Below are 19,252 nucleotides of genomic sequence, written 5' to 3'. Positions count from 1 at the left end.
TAGTTATTGACCAAGAGACTTGACAATTTCCATGTCGTAGCCATTTTTGGAGAATGCATGGATCAGTGAAAACAGCAGAATGTCTCTATCGACAAAACATTCGTGCGAAGGTTCGAATCTGTAACTCTCGGATTTTCGAATCAACTCTTCGGCATCTATGCTTTCATATATCTCAGACACCCATGCCGCGTGTTCATGGTTGCTGTCTACTTCAGTTATGCCTCTATCACATTTCTGCTTGCTAACTACCCAAGTAAGAAGCCCATCAAGAGAGGAGATTACGGACCACTTCATCCAGGCGTATTTATCTTTAAAATCACCTTTCGGGGCATAAAAAGTGTATTCAAATATGTTTTCTCCATAAATCTTCACATATTCTTTTTCATATCTATGCGCCAACCTGAGGATGTTCGACTGGACTCTTTTAGTGATTATGAATTCATCATAAAAATCTCTGGAATCACCTTTATTGAACTTGCTGATGAATCCATAAACTTCACCTTCCGTTTCGAAACGGATCTCGCCCAGATCTTCAATGGCCTTACTCATATCTTTAAGTATCGAATGGCTGTGCTCCAAAATAGCTTTGATGTTTTTGTCCTCGGCACTATTTGCTGCAAGACTGCTTTCGTGCATATACGTGCTCGTCATAACATCTTGTAAATACGAGATTACCTCTCCACCCAGAACGTAGGTGGAGTTCATGACTCGGCAGTAGGTATTGCTTGTCTTCTCTCCTTGCACATCTCCGTATTTATCGATTAGCGGTCTGACTTGTTTCCATCTCGCTACGATCTTTCCAGCCTTCCAGCCGCTCACGACACTCTGTTGGACATTGCAGATCTCGGCGATTTGCTTCTGAGTCAATCCGCACGTCTCAATTGCTCTTGTAATGAGTGCCCTTGTGTTTGGGTGTTTTGCGTTATCTGGTTGTGTAGTCATTAAGGTCTCCATGTCTTTCTGCAAATTAATTCCACGCCTCAGGCTTTGTCGAAATTTGTTTCGTGTTGAATTCAACCGGTAATGCAAGCCTAATATCCTAGCCGTAGCACCGCAATTGATATTATCGTGAAATATCATAAATAATTGTGAATTTTTGCGATAAAGAAAATCGATATAACCTGATGCGTACGAATCGTTAATTGACAAGAGAATTCATCTATGTAAAATCAGAAAACGAACGACTGACGATTCTATGCGGAGGTTAGGGGAGGCATATGGCAACGGGTAAATATATTAGTTACCTCCGAGTATCCACCTCTCGACAAGGTGCAAGCGGACTTGGTCTCGAAGCTCAGCGCACTAACATTGATAATTATCTGAATGGCGGTCAATGGACTCTGCTTAAAGAGTATGTTGAAATCGAGAGTGGAAAGAAAGATGACCGACCGAAACTTCAAGAGGCTCTTCAGCTTTGTAAGGCGACCGGCGCCACGCTCTTGATCGCTAAACTGGACAGACTCAGTCGTGATGCACATTTTCTTATAGGACTACAGAAGTCTGGTGCGAACTTTGTTGCTGTGGACATGCCTACGGCAAATGAATTGACGATTGGAATTATGGCACTTGTCGCGCAAGAAGAGCGCCGGGCCATAAGTCGGCGCACTATAGACGCGCTCGCCGCCGCGAAGGCTCGTGGTGTGAAATTAGGAAATCCAGACAACCTTACAATAGCGGGAGCTGAGCGAGGACGTATAGCAGGGGTGAAATCCATTAAATCCAAAGCGGATGTATTTGCAAAGGACTGTATTGAACGTATTATTCCATTAAGGGCTGAAGGACTGAGTCTTCATGCCATTGCACGTGTACTCAGCAAAGAAGGAATTCTGACCGCGAGAGGCAAAGCTGTTTGGACGGCCTGTGCCGTGAAAAATGTTATCGAGCGAATAGAGGGCCTCTAGCTCGGAGGTCTCAGTATAAGGGCAGTGGCAAAGCTCTCCCATGAATTAAGTTGTTTGCAATTTCAGTAACTTAGGATGGTTTTTGCGCCCGGAGGATTTTATCAATCGCCTCAACCCTTTTGATTTAATCAAAGTAAATACGTTTCAGGGTCTGAAAGTGGGCTTTGTTTCCTCAAAAGCATTCAAAACCGGGAATTGGAAGTAATCCGCAGTGGCACTTACCTCCCCAAAAGCATAAGTGTGCGGGTCAAGAATAATGTTGATTGATTTTCTGGATATTTTACTTATGGAATGCTCGCTCACCTCGTCGTATATGCTGATGATAGATTAGCTACGATTAACAAACCAGCCCTTTTGCGGTCGCTGTCCCCCGAACCAAACCTTCCCTTTGCCGCTGTGGTGTTATTAATGGTCTGCATCAATGTGTCATTTTGTTGGCAGCAATGTTGTGTATAAAAGAAATTGAGCTGGACATGGTCCGGTGAGCAGAAATCTCCAAGCATGACCCCCATCTAGGCGTAGCGATATCCATCCACCAGATCATGTCGAACAAAGACCCTCTTCGGAATTTGATACTTCAAAAAATCACCTAAAATCAAATATTTAAATTTTATCGATATTTATATCTGTCGATAGATATCGATATCTATAGTTATCTGTCGGTATTTATCGATAGATAACTATATGATTTTATTCATTTTTAACGAAAAAAAACCCTTGCAATCCGTATCAAGATGTATCAGCCTTGTAGCTCGTAACGACATACAAACCATCAGAATGAATCACAAAAAAGAAAAACAACATGCAAGAAAATTCAATAGAAAATGCCATCCCTTTTACAGTTGGTTCAGCAACAATGTTCTAGTGCAAGGGGCGCGCTCACATTTTATTGTCTAATTAGTCGAGGAGTTCAGATGTACAGCATCAATCAGAAATTTGCCATTACTGCCATTAAGACAGTCATAGAAGAATATCTTTGTCAGATAAAATGGCCGCTTGAAAGATATCCTGGGGATGATGATGACGCGCTCTCAATTTACTCATGCTCTCAAAATAAGATTCATTCCATCAATTTACCTGAAGATTTTCTTTCAAGTTGTGACCTATTACAACATTACGACTTTTTTCACGAGATTCTTCATGCCTATTTAGCCGAAAAACACCACGTGATTTTTTCTGCACTTGATTATGACGAAACATTATCCGTTGATCTTCAAGATGATTTGATTCCTCTTTTGCGGGCAGCTAATGATTTCTATGTTGAGGATTTTCAATGCAAACGCTTTCCAGAAATCTTTACTTTCGAGCTGAAAAGTTGTCTCCGGAATTATAAGAGCAAAGGTCTATCAAAAGGGAACTGCTCAGTTACTGATACGTATCATTTTGGAATGCTTGCGTCTCAATCCGAACGGTACCTGGGGATAAAAATAAAAACACGGTCAGAGGGAGACAAGATCAAAAGAATTTTCAGTAAATTTGACCCTGCCGATCCTTCGGTAGACAACATGGTCAAGTTGGTTAATAAACTTATCAAGGTATACCGAAACATCGAACTGTCTTTACAGCTATCTGCTGATGGTAAAGACCGCTGGACACAAAAATCAGCTAGCTAATTTGCAAATCGAAAAGACGCTGCTTTAATTCAAAAATCGCTTTTTGCTGTCAGAATTATTGCCTCATCAACCAAGTCATGCGGCATGACCCTCTCGGCAGCAAACCCATCTCCGATGGACATGGCTAGATCTCGTTCAAACTCATCTCTGTAAATGTCGATTTTCAATAGATCCCTAATCGCCAGGGCGGGTATGAGGCACTGCTGGTCGGCCCAAAGATCCTCGGCAGGCTGACTCCACATCTTCAACCTTCGCAATGTTTTGGGCCTGCCGGGCACCAGAAAAGATGTAGTCGTATTCAAGGCAAAGCAGATTTCTGCATCTCTCCGATTCTGCCCTAGGGGTAGCCACTTTATAAAAGTGGAGGAGGGTATAGAGGAGTTTCCTTTCCAGGTGCATAGGGTGTGGTCATTTTCAAAGCATCCAATCAGGTGGCCTGGTAGATACCTAATCGATGTATATCTATTTAGGTGATAGTTGTTCATCTCCTTGCCATTTACTGAAGATATTTGATAAGTCGAGCATCTTAAAATCGGGTCTGCCATACTCAGCTTCGGCAACAATAATCTTTAAATTGTCCGTAATTTTCACTTCGACTGCATCATGTGTATGCCCCGATAAAACCAAGAAATGAGTCTGGGGATTATTTGCTGCAACCTTTATCAAAGAATCACCCGCCGCCTTGCTGCAAAAAAATGGCAATCCTTCTTTCGACGGACGGCCCAGGTAAAAACATGCTTTTGGAAAAGGTGGAACATGGGTAAGCACGACGACTTTCCCATAATTCTTAGCAGCCATTGCCGCCGCAGATTCAAGATACTCAGCCGCCTCTGATCCTAACCGCTTAATTTGTTCGAGTTGTCCATGCTTACTCAAACTGGACAGCTCTTGAATATATTTGAAATCGTTCAAAGAGAGGGGTGAGTTGAAAAATGAGCCAACCCGGGCATCTCCCCAGCATCCGTGCCCGATCAGTCCGACATCATCGGTGAGTGGAACCACACCTACTTCAGGTAGCCAACTTATTTGTTCATGGGTTTTGGTTATGCTGCGAGCCAAACCTCTGACCTCACATATCGATGATTTGTAAAAGTCGTGGTTGCCTAGGACGAAATAGATAGGAACCTGAATTTTCTGGTACAGCTTCAACAACCAGGCTTCGAGAAATTCTGAGTTGCAAATATCACCACCAAGCAAAATGAGGTCCGGTCGCGCCTCAGCAATTTCCTCAAAAAGGACTTTCCTTGATTTTTGATTTACCAATTCAAGGTGGACGTCCGTTAGCCATGCAATTTTCATAATGAATCCAATCGGGACCTTTTCAAGGAAAACGATCTTTCATCGCTAAACCAACTATAGCCTAAATTGTAACCTATCGGAATACCACATTATTTGTGATTTACAGTCGTTGTCACATATAAATTAAAGCCAAGGACAAGTAGTCTTCTTACTATCTCATCAACCCAACCATAGAAAGGATATTTCGATGAGCAAGCTTACAGTAGAAGACGTAAAAAGGATTAAGGGCGGAAAGGCAAAAACACAAGGAGGCCAGATCAGAAAAGGCGATTTTGCAGCCACGGCTGAATCAATTGTCGCGAAAAGAGACCAGCAGAAAAGGAGAGACAAATGAGTCACAAAGACGATATGGACAACCACTCCAATCAACTCAATGAAAACAATGATGCTTACTGGGAATCACGCGGATATGATGAACGGCCTGACGATTGGGACGATCGTGACGATGAAGATGACGACGAGTGATTAGTTTGCCGGGGGTGGAGTGCCAACTTCGCCCCCGGACTTTTCGAACCGTTCAGAGTGAAATTTGTACCAGTCATCATATCTTTCGAAGTGAGAAAGAAGTTGCTCTTCCGAGATCTCATTTATAGCGTCACGATAGAAGCCATCGAAAATTCTTGCCGCTCCAAACCCGTCAAGCAGTAATCGCTTTTCCATTTTTTTGTCTTCGTCAGTGGGATAAATACCAACGGGAGCAAGGGCATCGAACCATGCAGCGACCGTTTCGAAGGTAGGGGCCTTGCCCTGATACTTCGCTCTTTTGATTTCCCTCAGAGCGCTATCCTTAGTTATATGGGTAGCGGCATCACCACGATTAACAACAGTGAGTTTCTTTGCAATAGCTTCAAGGTTCGGAAAGTCTCCTCGGGAGATACACCTATCAAAAAAGTTACCGAAAAATACCCTCAGAGGGAGGACAGCTTTCCCTTTTTTCTGTATTGGCAAGACCCACTCAATAAGTTTTGACTCACGAATATTGTAATAGGCATTTAGGCACTCAACTTCTGCCATAGCCATAAAATAGATGAGTAACTCAGCGGCAAACCACAAAGCAACCGGCCTGATTGATTCCCAGTCAGTGCCCTGTTGCAGGGTCTTAACACTTGATATCGGCAAGCAAAACTTGGGCGCAAGGGTATCCGCGAAATATGTTTTATACGCATCAAATCGTTGGGAAGTCGGCAGACTCCGTACTTTTTTTATGGAGCTAATCTGTCCTTCAGAGAAATCCTTTAACTCCCTTATTGTACCAGCCAGAAAGACATCTTTATGAGCGAGCATTCCCTGACAGAAAAGCAGCCACTTGGTTGCAGCCAATTCGGCAGTGTATGGTTCGTCACTTATGCCCTGAATATCCCTAGCGAGATCATTCGCCCCTAAACCTTCAAAGTGCTCCGTGATTTTCTCTAGCGCATCATCTGGGAAGGAATTGTCTCTCAGCCACCTTCTGACATTAGGTTCGCCGCACCCATAGATTCGTGCAATTTCACGGCGACCCTCAACATCCAAACGAAGGTTAAGACATTTATTTATGATAAATTCTGGTGGTAATAGCACTAAAGATCACACCCCTCGGCCCAAACAACCTCCAAAACAGGCACATCCCAGCGATCAACCTTCAGGAGTTTTTTATAATCAAGATCTTGCGAATCATCAGCGCGTCGTTCAACCATCGCAATAACCTTCAGGCTCTCTACGAGATTAAGGTTTTTGGTCCATCGTTCGCTTGCCCCTTTGGATAGCATGGCGATGGGATGACCGGACTGGGTACAGACTTCCAACTTTTCACCCTTGGCTTTTAATTGAACCAATGAGTCGACCCCGATATTAGTGAGGTGCTGGTGAACTGCGTCTGACTCCGAGAGACGTCCTGCATAATCTAGATAAACATCACGTAGTCCGACGATCTCGTAACGACGGCGTAAGATTGCTTCAGGTAAAGGGTTATCAACGACCGGCCGCACCGAAAACACCTTATCCCCCGGAAGCTTATCGACCAAAACTTTACAATATGGATTTGGATCATCATCTCTTTCGAAAAGAGTCAGGGTCTGCCGAGCTCGGGTCATTGCTACGTAGTAAACTCGACGTTCCTCTTCACCCTCGCCATTGTGTGCGTCCCAGCCACCATCGGAGACATAGACATGGTCGAATTCCATTCCCTTGGCGAAATGAACGGTGCTCAGAAAAACGCCTCGGCCCATAAAACGTTCCCGTTTCTGTTCCGCCAGGGCTTCCCACAAATAATCGATGGCATGCTTAACCGGCAGTTCCGCATTACCGGTTTCTTCATGCCAGGCTTGCAGACAAACCGTTAACAATTCCCACCAAATGTTTGGTTTTCCAGAATTCTGGCCTGGCATCTTAGCCAGAATATGCTCGAGATCTCTGGCCCGCTTTAATTCATTTCTTAAAGGTTCCAAGGCATCAAAGAGCTGGGTGATTTCTCGCACGCGACCAATTGGTAAACTCAAGTCCTGCCGCCCGTACGCAACCGGTATTTCGACATGTTCAAGGGCTGCACGGATAGGTGCGAGTTCTTCATGAGTGCGTGCCAGAACCGCACAATCAAACCACTGAAGGGACGGATTATGTTTTTTAAGTTTTTCCAGTTGAGCAACCAGAATATTGGCCTGTGCCTGGCGATTTTCAACTGCGAGAATCTGCACGCGACCTTTAGTAAACGAATCGAGGTGCGTCCAGTCACCACCAGCATCAAGTCGCTCTCTACCTTTGTTGATACGAATCGGATATTCGGTCTTCATCCGATCCTGGTTTTGGAAAATATGGGCATTTCCAACTGCAATAATGTTGGCGGTAGAGCGAAAATTTTCGACGAGGTACTGGAATTTTGCCTGATAGTCTTCCTCGAACTGACGGATAAATGCGACATTTGCCCCGCGAAATGAATAGATATTCTGGTCATCGTCACCCACAGCCATAATCGTCAGCTTAGCATCGTCATCATCAAGCGTTCTGCCTGCGATGGCGGAGACCAGATCGTATTGTCGCTGGTCAATATCCTGATATTCATCCACCAGAATATGCTGATAACCGGCCAATAGGCGATCACGCAGATCATCCTGTACCACCCCCGGGATATCCTCCTCCCCTTTCAAGAGACGAATAGCCTTATCGATAAGCTGATCAAAATCAATGACCTCATCAGCTTGTTTAGAAAGACGATCGGCAAAGGAGGTCCCCGTCAGTCGCATAGCAAGGCCGTGATAGGTAAGAACCGTCACACCAATAGCATCCGGACCGATCAGGTCCCACAAGCGGCGGCGCAATTCCCCTGCGGCCTGCCGATTGAAACAAAGCACAAGAATACTTTTGGAGGGTATGCGTTCAACCCGCAACAGGTAGGCGCAACGATGGACAACAACGCGGGTTTTCCCAGACCCTGGGCCAGCCAGAACCAACATGTTTTCGGTCGTTGGGGCAGAGACAATTGCCATCTGAACGGGATTTTCGAGATTGTCGACGATCCTTCGGAACGATTCCTGACTCGTTGCGCGATCAAGAATTTCTTTGCGCCCAGCAAAGAAGCGTTTTACAAAATCAAACTTGTCCATGGTGAAATAAGCGGCAACCAAACCCAACGCAATCTGAATCTTTTCAGCTCCCAGGCGCGCATACTCATTCATCACATGAACTTGAAAGGTTCGTTCCTTGTAGTGGTCGGCCAGTGGGCTGTAATCCCCTTTGGTGTAACGACGCTTTTGTTCTAAAAGTTTAATTGTCATGGCTTGCCGAAACACCGCCAGGCCTTGCTGGAGAACGATGACTTCTTGCTCGTGGAGGAACATCAACGCACGTTCGATTGCGGCCAGTTCATTTTTGACCTGCCCAGAGAGGAATAGATCTCCTTTTAGAGCTGCAACAAGATCGTCTAGTGAAAACTCCACCAGAATACTTGCGCTAGCGGGGGTTGAATCGGGGATCTTAGCGATGATTGCATCAAGCAGGTTCTTTGCTAAAGAAGAGCGCAATTCTGAGGTCTTTATTAGGGCATCCCAGCCACGATGGAGCTTAACGCGGTACAGATCGGTGCCGAAGGACTTCAGCTCCAGACTACCCCTTTGACCGGCCAAGCCACGACCATCACGTGCCAGGCTATTGAAAATAGAATATAAGAACTCAGGGATGCTAATGAATCCTTCATCCAGGAGACGTTGATTCAAACGGCGCAGCGAGAGGTGGAGCCACCCTTCAGCATCGGGTTCTTCCTCTTGAAGCAATTTCAGCAACGCTTTTTCTAAGGTGCAGACCTTTTCCAAAGCCAACAACGAGTGGTTGCCAACCTTGTAACGGACAAAAGCGGTCAATAAAAGGTCTCTTTTGATAAGGCCTGCCTCAGCCATATCGTTCAAGGTTTGCAGAATACGTTGCGAATCAGAATTTTCCTGAAGGGATTTTTTCCCTTCGGCATCCGGTATGGGTTCGTCGAGAAATTCCGGCAATTCTGCCAATTTGTCGGCACTAAGACCTTCATCGGGATTTGCATTCATCAACGCCGCAAGAACTGCAAACCAACGGCGTTTAGTCAACGCCGGTAGATTCAGTGCCGATATTTTCTCCCGTGCTTCCTCAATATTTTTTATCGCAGGGCGCCCCTGGAATACACCGGTGCTGTTGTGGTTACGCTCAACGATCCCGGCTCGTTCAAGCCAGGCAACAGCCGTTTTAACCTTAGTGTCAGCCGAGTTATCTGATGAGTCAAAACTGGTATCCACCGCGTCGCTACGCAGGATCTCGCCCGTGGTAATGACTATTTCCCCCGCTCGATTTCTTTTGGCTTTTTTTAAGCCACGCAGGATCTGCATGATGTCGTTTAAGGTAAGCTCGGAGAAAGCCCCCATCTTAAATTGGGTTTCGATGTCCTGTTCATCATAGAGCAGCACGCACTCGGCATCCTGCTGATCCCGACCCGCACGACCGGCCTCTTGTAGGTAATTCTCAAGAGAACCAGGTATTTCGGCATGGATAACCAGGCGGACATTGTCCTTGTCGATCCCCATGCCGAAGGCATTTGTCGCACAGATCACCTGAAGTTTCCCGGCGATAAAATCTTCCTGAATCTGTTTTTTATTCGGAGCCTTCAGCCCAGCGTGAAAGGCGTCAGAAACAATCCCTTTTTTAACCAGATACTCGCTGATCTCCTCAGTTCTTTTGCGCGTGGCGGCATAAACAACAGCGGCGCCTTCCGAATCCAAGCGATCTGCGAGTAGGTCATAGACCCTTTCGAATTTCTCAGCACGACCGACGGTCTGTACTTCAAAGTGTAGATTGTTACGATCGACACCCCCTTCAAACAGACGAAGTTCCTGACCTAACTCGCGCCGAAAATAATCGACGATCTCCTCCGAAACATCCTTCTTAGCAGTGGCAGTGAAGCAAGCGATCGCTGGAATTGGAACCTTTTGCTCTTGGGAAAATTCGCGAATGAAGCGTGCGGCGTAGAGGTAATCGGTGCGAAAATCATGGCCCCACTTGGATAGGCAGTGGGCTTCGTCAAAAACCCAGCAGCCGATTTCACGCTGACTGATAACCTCCCTAAACGAACGATTGCGTAACTGTTCAGGAGAAACATACAGAATCGCAATGTCACCCATTCGAACCGACTCAAGAACCTGACCACGCTCAGGTGGTGTCAGCATCCCGTAAAGCGCGGCAGCAAAGGGGGTTCCGGTGTTAGCGACTAGATTGTCAACCTGATCTTTCATCAGCGCCTGAAGAGGTGAAACAACAATCGTCAGAGTGCCGCGTCGAAAGTTTCGCACCAAAGCAGGGATCTGAAAGCAAAGTGATTTTCCGCCGCCCGTTGGGAGGATAGCCAACTGGGATTGGTCACTCATGCCATGGCGAACAATTGATTCTTGAAGGCTCGAACCATCTGGGGCTGCGGGAACCGGACGGAACGCCGAAAAACCGAAATAACGCTCCAATTGCCCTACCGGGTCGTGATTCAAACGACAATAGTCACAATTGGGATCAGTGCACGGGATGTCTCGCAACTGCCTGAGAATTGAAACCGTACTGGGGAAGCGATGCCGTACCCAGGGGGGAAGTACCGAATTGTGACCAGCGACCCGTAGCCAAGCAACGCAGTATGCGAGTGTCGCACACTCCGCAGGGTCCCAGACGTACTGTTTGGCGACAGTCCTCAACGCTGTTGTACAAACCTTATCAACCGTAATTTCGTTGAAGGTTCTCAGCGAATCTTCCAGCTCGATGGTTGCAGCTCCCAGGCACTTGAAAACCTCACTCAAACCATCCCAGCGGACCGCTTTAATTTCTGAATTTTCAAAACAGAAACGATAGAAATCGATCACCTGAGGGCTGTGATGACGTAGCTCTTCGAAAGCCTCCCATTGGTCGGCGAAGATCGATGCGGCAAGTTGGGCATCAGCTACCGGGTCATTGATAGATTGACGGACGAGTTTGTAATCTTTGACCAGACGGTGATAGGGATTTTCCGGAAATGCCAGTGGCGAAAGGTAAAGGGTGTCGATAACCGGCTTTTTGAGCAGCGAGAGATTGGGTGAAACTGTCTCCAGCAGAGGGAGGTCGTGGCCAAGCAAATTGTGCCCAAGCACATAGGTGGCACCTGCTCCGAATTGATCGAGTTCAGCCAAGGCAGTTTGTAGATTAAACTTGCCCTGCCGCTCAAAAGTACCCTCTTGATAAACAGCACCAATCTTGAAGATTTTGCCTTCAAGGGTGGTTTCAAGGTCAAGGCAAAGGCATTTTTTGAGGATGGAATTGACATTAATCAACGCCATTCTCCGATCTTGTTTTCACCCAGATCCAGCCTTCTTTTCGAGCAAGTTCTTTATCTATTGGCGGATAGGTAGACTCGACGATAAAATCTGTCGCAGCTAGGACGCATAAAACGGCGTCAAGAGTATCTGCGTTTAGAAGCAGAGGTTCAATGTTTGGAACCGATAAATACTCCTGTAAACCATTGATTATAGATTGTCGTATTGCTCGATCAGCTTGTTTTTTATAACCACCGGCCGGGAGACCATAGGCAAGTAAGGTCGCGGCCGGATAGACTTCGATCGCTACGACATCTGAAAAGGTATTGCTCCAGGCGAGAGGAATAACAGAGCCAAGACTTTTAGATATCTCAGCCAAAAGTCTTAATGCTGAGTGTGCAGTACGAGCAATGCGATCCGCGCCAACATCAAGAGGTTGCTTGTTAAACCTTTTCTTGATAAAGCGATCCGTTTCACGACGGAATAGATTATTAGCTGAGCCAGGTAGATGTTGACCTGCATGGTGTCCAACAAGGCCTATACCCAAACCTTCGGGCCACCCAAGTGGTGCATCTAGAGCAAGAAGGACATTTTTGAATTGTTCTTTGCAGTTAATTACTAAATCAGCGATTTGAGAATCGGTAAGTCCTGTTGCAGTTTCGTCCACTATGCAAACCCCGTTTTCGAAACGGGCACAGGCGACCCCACGCTTTTGTGGTTCGGTTGCACAGTCAATTCCGATTATGCAGGTGTGCATGTCAAATCATCCAAGAATTCCGAAGCCACATCCCCACTCGTTACCAACAGATGATCACGCGCCCGAGTGCAGGCCACATACAGAAGATGTCGCTCGGTGTCATAGACTTCTTGCAGGTCAGCATCATCAGCAACGGTTTCAATCCGCTCTTGCAAGGGGATGACCTCGTCGTCGCACGCCATGACAACCACAGCTCTAAACTCAAGCCCCTTTGCCAAGTGCATGGTGCTGATCGATACGTGACCGCTGACCGTTTCAACCTTCTCATCGAGTACGACTAAGGGAAGTTCGGCGGCCTCAACCGCAGCTTTGGCTCTATCCAGCTCAGCGGCTGAACGGACGAATACACCGAACTCGTGTGGCATCAATCCTTCACCTGAACGATCCTTCAACCACTGCCCGACAGAATGAATCTCGTCCTCGATCGACTCCAGTTCCAAAATAGATGGCTTAGGCCCATTGAAGACCGAGATCGTCCCGCGTCGTTCTTCAACGTTACCATCAACATCGGCAACATCAGGACCCAAGAGACGATCGGCCTGCATCCTGATTTGATGGGAGGTGCGGTAGTTGATTCTCAAATTGCGTGAGCGACCACGAATGTCGACCCCTAAAGATTTCCAGGAGAAGGGTTGCTGGAAGATCCTCTGGCCAAGGTCACCGGCAAAAAAGAGGCTATTCGATCTCCCCGCCCCCAGTGCCGATAAAAAGCGCAATTGAGCCACGCTGATATCCTGAGCCTCATCAACCACAGAAAAATCAAACGGCGGGTTTTTACTCTCAGTAAGTTTGGCCGCCAATCTGCTGAACATGTCCGAGCGTGAGACCAATCCGCGAGTCTTCATCTCACCCTGCACTTGCTCAAAGATCGTCCAAAGTTGAACCCTTTGATTCTCTGGCAATCTTGTTTTTCGTCCCAGCCGAACAACGTCACGATAAGATTCCCAGTCACCCAGTTGCCAGGCATCGACTACTAGCTCCCATTCAGTGAGCAGAAAGCGAGATGTGAATTTATGCCCATCAACGTTAGCGGCAGCCTCAGCCAGTAATGACTTGATTTCTTTTCGGGAGGCAACTTGATATTTACCAAAGTTCAAGTTGTAAAGCCGCTGGCCAATGGTATCGAGATCATGAACTTCAAGCCGATCGCCCAACCGTGGTTCGTTGCCAATCAATCGCTTCAGTTTGGTGCGCAGAGCACTGGCCAATGCTCCAGAGAAGGTGGTTAGCAAAACACGCGCATCGGGATTGGATCTGGTCAAATAAACTGCTCTGTGCAGTGCCACGATCGTTTTGCCAGTCCCGGCCGAACCAGAAACACGGGCCGGGCCACTATATTCACGCTCAATTAATTCCCGCTGTGCAGGATGCAGAAAAACAGTCCACTTCTCCCATGGGTAATCGAGAGCTTGTTCCAACTCTTCGACATTGGTCATCAGACGGAAGCGACGTTTTGCATCAGGATGTTCAAACGGATTGGTGTCGGCAGCAGCAGGCTGTTGAATCAGCGGTTTGACTCCAATGGCTAGATCTAACAATGCTTCGGCAGCCTCACTCGGCAGGTGATCGGCTAAATCGAGGATCGTATCCTCATTGGCAGCCCGGACATCCTCTAGCCACTCTTCTGGGACACCATAACTAAACAGTTCTTCTGCGCTGATTTCGGCAAAGAGGAGAGGTTTTGATGGAGCAAGAGCTTCCGTCGGGACATAGACCGGAACTGATATTTCATGGACTGTTTCTCTTACCTCTACAAGCTGTGCCGCCCCAGTTTTGGGGTGGGTTTCAAGCTTACGTCGACTGGCCCAATTGTATGCAGAATCATGATGATCGACATAACACAGCAGAAGGCTCAGTTTGGTTTTGTGGACGATGATGCGAAGGTCACTGCTAACGCGAACAGACCAGAAGCCCTTATCTTTCACATTACTAAGTTTGTGAAAGCTCATCCCCGGGCTAGAGGGGTTCATTTGAAGATCAAAGGCTGTGGTCTTAACAACTTTTTGCTCCTCGCCAGTCAGTTTGGCGAGGCTGTCGGTAAAAGTGTCAGAGATAAGGAATTTCATTTGTCATGATTCCCGGCTGAGGTTAATCCTATGAAATTCTTCAGAACCTAAAAAGTCGAATTTTCGTTGAAATAGAGATGCTAACTTGTCATCAGCAGTAGCAAAAAAAATCTGTCTTTTCCCTTTCAATACAATCTCACGTAGATAATCTAGGAATGATAACGAGTTGAGATCGTCTACATGCGCAATCGGATCATCAATAAGAATTACAGGGGGGGCGTCTTTGATCTGTACGTTTTGGGCCAGGAATATTGACAACGCAAATGCCGCTCGCTGCCCTGTACTAATTTCACTCAGTTCGGCTTCTTCACCACCCTTTTCACGAATAAGTGTCGACCAATTTGATCCAAGACCTCGAAATTCAGCGGGTGAGTGAATAGTTTTAAAAATTGATTCGATGCATTCACGATTTTCTTGAAGCGCTGAATCCATTGCAGACTTCAAAGAATGCTCGTTTAGTATGCTCTTGAAGGTGATCTGCGCTTGCTTATATCGATCTAATTTCACCTGCAAATCTTTGAGCTTCTTTTGGAGAACATCTCTTCGAGTTATCGATTGTGAACATGTATTTTCTGCCTGGCTCTCTTTACCAAGTGCAAGTTGCATATCAGCAGCAACCTCGCGGATCGATTCAGTTTCAATAATAAGTTCAGCTATCGATTTATCCCCAGGCCAAGGAAAATTTGATAAGGTGAAATGTTTCAACTTTGTAAAAACACCCTCTGTTGTCACAATCCTTTCTTTGATCTGAAATTGTTTATTTTTGAGGTCAAGTTCGTCCGAACTTGTTGTGCCCAGAGAATCTGCGATCACTTGTCTTAGTTGCTCTATAGCTTTTCCATCGTCAGCGAGATCATTTGATAATATCGGAAGGGATTCTGAGATTTCGAAAATCAGATGATCAATATCTTTTTGTGAAAAACTAGATAGTGGGTGTTCAAGTCCACTTAACAGTTCAGAACTCTCCACCATTCTTTGCATGGAAAAGCCCTGTTCCTCAAGCATAAGTAATTTGCTTTCTGTTAAGGATAGCTCGTCTTGAGCTGCCAGTAATTCTTTCTTAATGCTTGCAACTTCAGCTAGAACTGAGCGAATCGAAATATTTGAAGAAAGTTTTGTCCGTTCACCGAACTTAAGTAGCGAAGCCAATACGACATCAATGGTCGTTGCATCATTCAACGCGCCTTCTTGCTCTTGTATCTGATCAAGGAGCTTCTGACCAAGCAAGGCTAGATGATCATCTCCACTCATACCAATGCGCTTAGATAATTCACCTTGTTCAAAATTGGTGTGACAAAGTGGGCATTCATCTGGGTTTGAGCTATCATGAATTATTCGGTCGGCAATCTTTTGAAGCTCTTGGATAAGATTGAGAGATTGATCTCTTAGTTTGCAAAAATCCCGATATTCTACCCTTGAGTTGGCAAGTAACGCCTCAGAGGAAGATCGCCTGGCAAGAGCCACCTCATGACCTTTGAGCAATTCCATATCTAGATAGGTAGGGAAAAGTTCACGCAAGGAATCGGTGTCGATCCCGACAAGCTTCTCAGAAAGGGAGGCTATCAACTGCCGCTGTCTGTTGCGATCATCGGAATAGTTAAAAACGCCAGATTCTTTTATCCGTTTGATATCTTTTGCAAGCTCTAGTGCCTCGCGATCACGTTTGATAGAATCTGCAAGCTTTCTATGGGAACTTCGCATTTTCTCTAATTGAATAAGACTTCTTTCAACTTTGTCGCTGATAATTCGTGCCTTATGGATATACTCCTCTATTGAATTGAGTGACACTGGAGATTCAGTCCAATTAAGGACCGCTGCTTGGTGCGCTATTGAAATTAGCTCAGAAAGATCCTCTACCAAGTTGACAATGTATTTCTTGTCAGCGTAGCCATGATTCCACCCCACCCGATTTATCATTTCCTCAAGTCGAATTTGTATTGAATCTGATTCCTGCCGTATTTCGCTGTAATCCTGTATCTGTTTGTTCAGGGCAGAAAGTTCTTCCTTGATTTGCGTCTCAAGCAAATTAAGATCACGCTTCTTCGCTTTCGCAGCGACAGAAACCCGTTCTATATCACGCCACGTCTTGGAAGCTTCTGGCCCAACAAGCAGTTTGGAAAGATCATCTTCTATACGAGTGACAGAATCAGTGAGGCTCACAGCAGCATCGGTATTAAGAAAATTGAACTGAGAAAAGCTTTGATAGAGGTTTTGTGTATTTGTCTCCGGTTGTCCATACCACATGAGGTTTCGATCTCGAAACAACTGTAATCCGCGCCCTCCAGTCACAATTTCAGATTTTCCATCTTCAAAGCCTGCGGTTATTTGATACGGAGATTTTGTTTTCGGGTTCCGCTTATTTTTCCCACAATAATAAAGCTCAATCGCCTCAAGAAGAGATGTTTTACCTGAACCATTAGCACCAAAGATAAGATTAACAGTCCCGAAGGTAAAACTTTTTTGGCGGGGACAATCCCGAAATTCATTCAATTGCAACGACCGCATAAATGTCTCTGATTTAGTTTTAGCACTGAGCTTCTTTGTTTTAACTTTCGAAGCAGGTGCAGTTTTCGACGACTCAATCAGAGACAATCTTGTCGGCATGTCTACATCAGTCAAGATTGCCCTATCGAGGCCAACATCAGTTAGCATTTCAGACCAAATACTAAGGACGTTAGCCTGTGGGGTAGCTGATTTGGGTACAACTACTGGGGGGGCGAGGATAGAGTCAATTTCTTCGATAGGAATAACAAATTTTCTAGCATAATTTCTATCGCGTTCAATTAACTCTTTGACTTTATGTCCTTCGTCATCCATCAGTAGGTCCGACTGAGTGATGAAGTACAGGTAGTTGTTCCACTGGAGACTTTTCTTGTCTTTGAAGTAATGGCTACCAATTACTTGGTCCATATATTTCGCCAGAGCCTCTTTGGAACGTGGAATGTCTTGCGTTAGATCAAAATAGTACACCGCATATGGACTTTCCTTCAGTTCTTTCATGAAGCGAAGAGTCGAATTGTTGACTATTTCAACCTCTGGGAATTTTGTAGCAACGTGGTCCCGAAGTTGCGTAAGACTTAAAGTCATTCTTCCCTCCCTATATCGAACTCGGAATACTCACCGGTTTGATCAATTTTGACGTAGCGATACGGATCATATAGTTCAATTTCGCCATTCTCGCCCCGAAACCAGACAGCAAGTCGCTGTTGTGCCGCTCGTGCGTGATCTGGACTTGAGGCTGACCAGAAGAGATAATCAGCAATCTTTTTCTTTGTTGCTTTTACCTGCTCAAAACTTGAGTCCTCTCCCATATAAACAAGGGTTGCACGACTGCCATCAGCAGATATTGCATTCTGGTGAGGGCTATCATTGGTCCAGCTAATCGTGAAGTTTCCCTCTGAGGGCTTTAGCGCTGGGGGCAATTCAAGTGTCGTTACAATTCTCCAAAGATGTCTCAATCGTAAAAGTCGAGCATTGCGGAAAGCTGAAGCTCCCTGATTGGTATCCTGACTAAAAGTAATTCGACGAATGACTTCAGATGACTCGATGACACATGAATCTAAATTTGGAGTTTTATGCCAATCTAAACCACTCATTACACTACCAGCGCTTAAAGCAAGAATCCGTTCAGCTTTAAAAGGATTCTCTTCAGCGATAGTTTTTAATTGGCCACTGGCGTCACCACAAAGTGCTACGACTTCAAGAAAACCATCATTTGATGCTTCCTGTTCCTGCCAAGCACTAGTGTCTTCATTCCATTTACGCAGCTTAGTGAGTTGTGGTCCTCTGCGCCTAGAGATTGCACCCATAACTCCGACGTGAGCAACCTTGGATGCAATCAATTGATATGTTGCCGGTTCGAAATTGAAAAACATTGCATGGGCATAAAGAGATTTAAGCCGCGTATAATAAAACCCCTTAACATGACTACTTTTCAATGTGTTATCACGGCTGTCAAAATCCTTTGATTTTAAATACCATGCGGAGCCTGAAATATTTTTCCAATCAATAGCGTTTCCTTGTCGCCAGAAATGAACATTTTTTGCCCAATTCAAGCAGATGACTTCAGTTTCATCCCCCTTAAAACACAGGAGTTTTTGTCTGCACCCAAGAAAACTTTCATGCCTCGGTTCTTGATTAAGTTGAATATGAAGAACTAATGCACGGTCATAAATTAAGCGAGCATCAGCGTCCTCAAAAGAAAAAACATCTGCACAGATCAACGAGACAAGTCTTAAGTGCTCACCATTTCCACCAAAATGGTAGACGCAAGACCCTCTCAGCATCCCATTTATCTCGAAATGATTCTCGTCACCCATTGGATGTGTCTTGAATTGAATAAGGACTACAGTTTGATCATCTTGATTTTCTTCAACACTTTGAACCTTGAAAACATATGCGAGAGAACTGAGAAAACGAGTGGGGTCATCAACCAAGTGTTCATAGAGGACGGTAGCAACTGGCGCCAGTTCATTTTTGAACGTTTCGAGCTGACTGTATTTGATCCCTTCACAACCGAGTGCCCATATTTTCCCTCGCTGAGGAATTTTGTCGGATTTAATCGCTTCGGCCAACACATCCCAAGGCATAGAGTATTCTGGAGTTGCAACAAGATCAGCACTAGAATCAATTGCATTTTCGAGGAACCCTTGGAACTGGCTTTTAGCGAGGTCTCTATCCCTACTCCGAACACCATCAGCGGCTACCTCAAGTTGTCCATTGGGTTGCATGAGAAGCACTGAATAATTGTTCTCATCGGGAACAAGCGCATTAAGCACCGGCTCACGAAAGTTGTGGAGTGCGAGAATTTCAGAAACCGCTTTAAAGTTCATATTCGTCACAACTTTGATCT

The 19,252-nt window shown here is 45.6% G+C and carries 13 protein-coding genes; 4 read left to right on the top strand and 9 right to left on the bottom strand.

Annotated features, from left to right (window positions below):
• Positions 1-3: 3 nt before the first annotated feature.
• Complete coding sequence (locus D888_RS0114700) at positions 4-942, bottom strand: helix-turn-helix domain-containing protein (protein ID WP_020677330.1); 939 nt, start codon at positions 940-942, stop codon at positions 4-6.
• Between the two features lie 275 nt (positions 943-1,217).
• On the opposite strand from D888_RS0114700, the gene D888_RS0114695 reads away from it, so the two are divergent.
• Positions 1,218-1,901, top strand: a complete 684-nt coding sequence (locus tag D888_RS0114695; protein ID WP_020677329.1) for a recombinase family protein — start codon at positions 1,218-1,220, stop codon at positions 1,899-1,901.
• Positions 1,902-2,815: 914 nt separating this feature from the next.
• A complete protein-coding gene (locus D888_RS0114685) occupies positions 2,816-3,514 on the top strand; it encodes a hypothetical protein (RefSeq protein WP_020677327.1) in 699 nt (232 codons plus the stop codon).
• 29 nt (positions 3,515-3,543) lie between these two features.
• Here D888_RS0114685 and D888_RS24090 read toward each other — a convergent pair whose 3' ends face one another.
• A complete protein-coding gene (locus D888_RS24090) occupies positions 3,544-3,999 on the bottom strand; it encodes a hypothetical protein (RefSeq protein ID WP_020677326.1) in 456 nt (151 codons plus the stop codon).
• Complete coding sequence (locus D888_RS21845; RefSeq protein WP_020677325.1) at positions 3,977-4,813, bottom strand: metallophosphoesterase family protein; 837 nt, start codon at positions 4,811-4,813, stop codon at positions 3,977-3,979. The genes D888_RS24090 and D888_RS21845 overlap by 23 nt, the downstream gene beginning before the upstream one ends.
• 187 nt (positions 4,814-5,000) lie before the next feature.
• Between D888_RS21845 and D888_RS24345 the strand changes: the two genes are divergently transcribed.
• Both D888_RS24345 and D888_RS24795 read left to right on the top strand, forming a co-directional pair.
• Complete coding sequence (locus tag D888_RS24345; RefSeq protein WP_020677324.1) at positions 5,001-5,147, top strand: hypothetical protein; 147 nt, start codon at positions 5,001-5,003, stop codon at positions 5,145-5,147.
• Complete coding sequence (locus D888_RS24795) at positions 5,144-5,278, top strand: hypothetical protein (RefSeq protein WP_020677323.1); 135 nt, start codon at positions 5,144-5,146, stop codon at positions 5,276-5,278. The genes D888_RS24345 and D888_RS24795 overlap by 4 nt, the downstream gene beginning before the upstream one ends.
• Here D888_RS24795 and D888_RS0114660 read toward each other — a convergent pair whose 3' ends face one another.
• The 6 genes from D888_RS0114660 to D888_RS0114635 are packed head-to-tail and all read right to left on the bottom strand — an operon-like array spanning position 5,279 to position 19,232.
• Positions 5,279-6,373 (bottom strand): hypothetical protein, encoded by a 1,095-nt coding sequence (locus tag D888_RS0114660; protein WP_020677322.1) that lies wholly within the window; start codon positions 6,371-6,373, stop codon positions 5,279-5,281.
• Positions 6,373-11,601, bottom strand: coding sequence for a RecQ family ATP-dependent DNA helicase (locus D888_RS0114655; protein ID WP_020677321.1), 5,229 nt, complete (start codon positions 11,599-11,601; stop codon positions 6,373-6,375). The genes D888_RS0114660 and D888_RS0114655 overlap by 1 nt, the downstream gene beginning before the upstream one ends.
• Positions 11,588-12,334, bottom strand: a complete 747-nt coding sequence (locus D888_RS0114650) for a DUF429 domain-containing protein (protein ID WP_020677320.1) — start codon at positions 12,332-12,334, stop codon at positions 11,588-11,590. The genes D888_RS0114655 and D888_RS0114650 overlap by 14 nt, the downstream gene beginning before the upstream one ends.
• Positions 12,319-14,400 carry a UvrD-helicase domain-containing protein gene (locus D888_RS0114645; RefSeq protein WP_020677319.1) on the bottom strand — a complete coding sequence of 694 codons (2,082 nt, stop codon included), beginning with the start codon at positions 14,398-14,400 and terminating at the stop codon, positions 12,319-12,321. Before D888_RS0114645 ends, D888_RS0114650 begins: the two co-directional genes overlap by 16 nt.
• 3 nt (positions 14,401-14,403) lie before the next feature.
• Entirely contained in the window at positions 14,404-17,487 is a 3,084-nt protein-coding gene (locus D888_RS0114640) for a hypothetical protein (protein WP_020677318.1), read from the bottom strand.
• Positions 17,484-19,232, bottom strand: coding sequence for a hypothetical protein (locus D888_RS0114635; RefSeq protein WP_020677317.1), 1,749 nt, complete (start codon positions 19,230-19,232; stop codon positions 17,484-17,486). The genes D888_RS0114640 and D888_RS0114635 overlap by 4 nt, the downstream gene beginning before the upstream one ends.
• Between the last annotated feature and the right edge of the window lie 20 nt (positions 19,233-19,252).

The organism is Geopsychrobacter electrodiphilus DSM 16401 (genome assembly GCF_000384395.1).
In the GTDB taxonomy this organism is placed as follows: domain Bacteria; phylum Desulfobacterota; class Desulfuromonadia; order Desulfuromonadales; family Geopsychrobacteraceae; genus Geopsychrobacter; species Geopsychrobacter electrodiphilus.
Note: the sequence above shows the minus strand (reverse complement) of the source record. Positions and strands in the feature narration are given on the sequence as shown.

Bases quoted from the DNA above. Each gene is read 5' to 3' on its own strand.
- D888_RS24090 (WP_020677326.1), bottom strand. From the start codon at position 3,999: ATGAACAACTATCACCTAAATAGATATACATCGATTAGGTATCTACCA.
- D888_RS24795 (WP_020677323.1), top strand. From the start codon at position 5,144: ATGAGTCACAAAGACGATATGGACAACCACTCCAATCAACTCAATGAA.
- D888_RS0114645 (WP_020677319.1), bottom strand. From the start codon at position 14,400: ATGAAATTCCTTATCTCTGACACTTTTACCGACAGCCTCGCCAAACTG.
- D888_RS0114635 (WP_020677317.1), bottom strand. From the start codon at position 19,232: ATGAACTTTAAAGCGGTTTCTGAAATTCTCGCACTCCACAACTTTCGT.
- D888_RS0114650 (WP_020677320.1), bottom strand. From the start codon at position 12,334: ATGCACACCTGCATAATCGGAATTGACTGTGCAACCGAACCACAAAAG.
- D888_RS0114700 (WP_020677330.1), bottom strand. From the start codon at position 942: ATGACTACACAACCAGATAACGCAAAACACCCAAACACAAGGGCACTC.
- D888_RS0114655 (WP_020677321.1), bottom strand. From the start codon at position 11,601: ATGGCGTTGATTAATGTCAATTCCATCCTCAAAAAATGCCTTTGCCTT.
- D888_RS21845 (WP_020677325.1), bottom strand. From the start codon at position 4,813: ATGAAAATTGCATGGCTAACGGACGTCCACCTTGAATTGGTAAATCAA.
- D888_RS24345 (WP_020677324.1), top strand. From the start codon at position 5,001: ATGAGCAAGCTTACAGTAGAAGACGTAAAAAGGATTAAGGGCGGAAAG.
- D888_RS0114640 (WP_020677318.1), bottom strand. From the start codon at position 17,487: ATGACTTTAAGTCTTACGCAACTTCGGGACCACGTTGCTACAAAATTC.
- D888_RS0114685 (WP_020677327.1), top strand. From the start codon at position 2,816: ATGTACAGCATCAATCAGAAATTTGCCATTACTGCCATTAAGACAGTC.
- D888_RS0114695 (WP_020677329.1), top strand. From the start codon at position 1,218: ATGGCAACGGGTAAATATATTAGTTACCTCCGAGTATCCACCTCTCGA.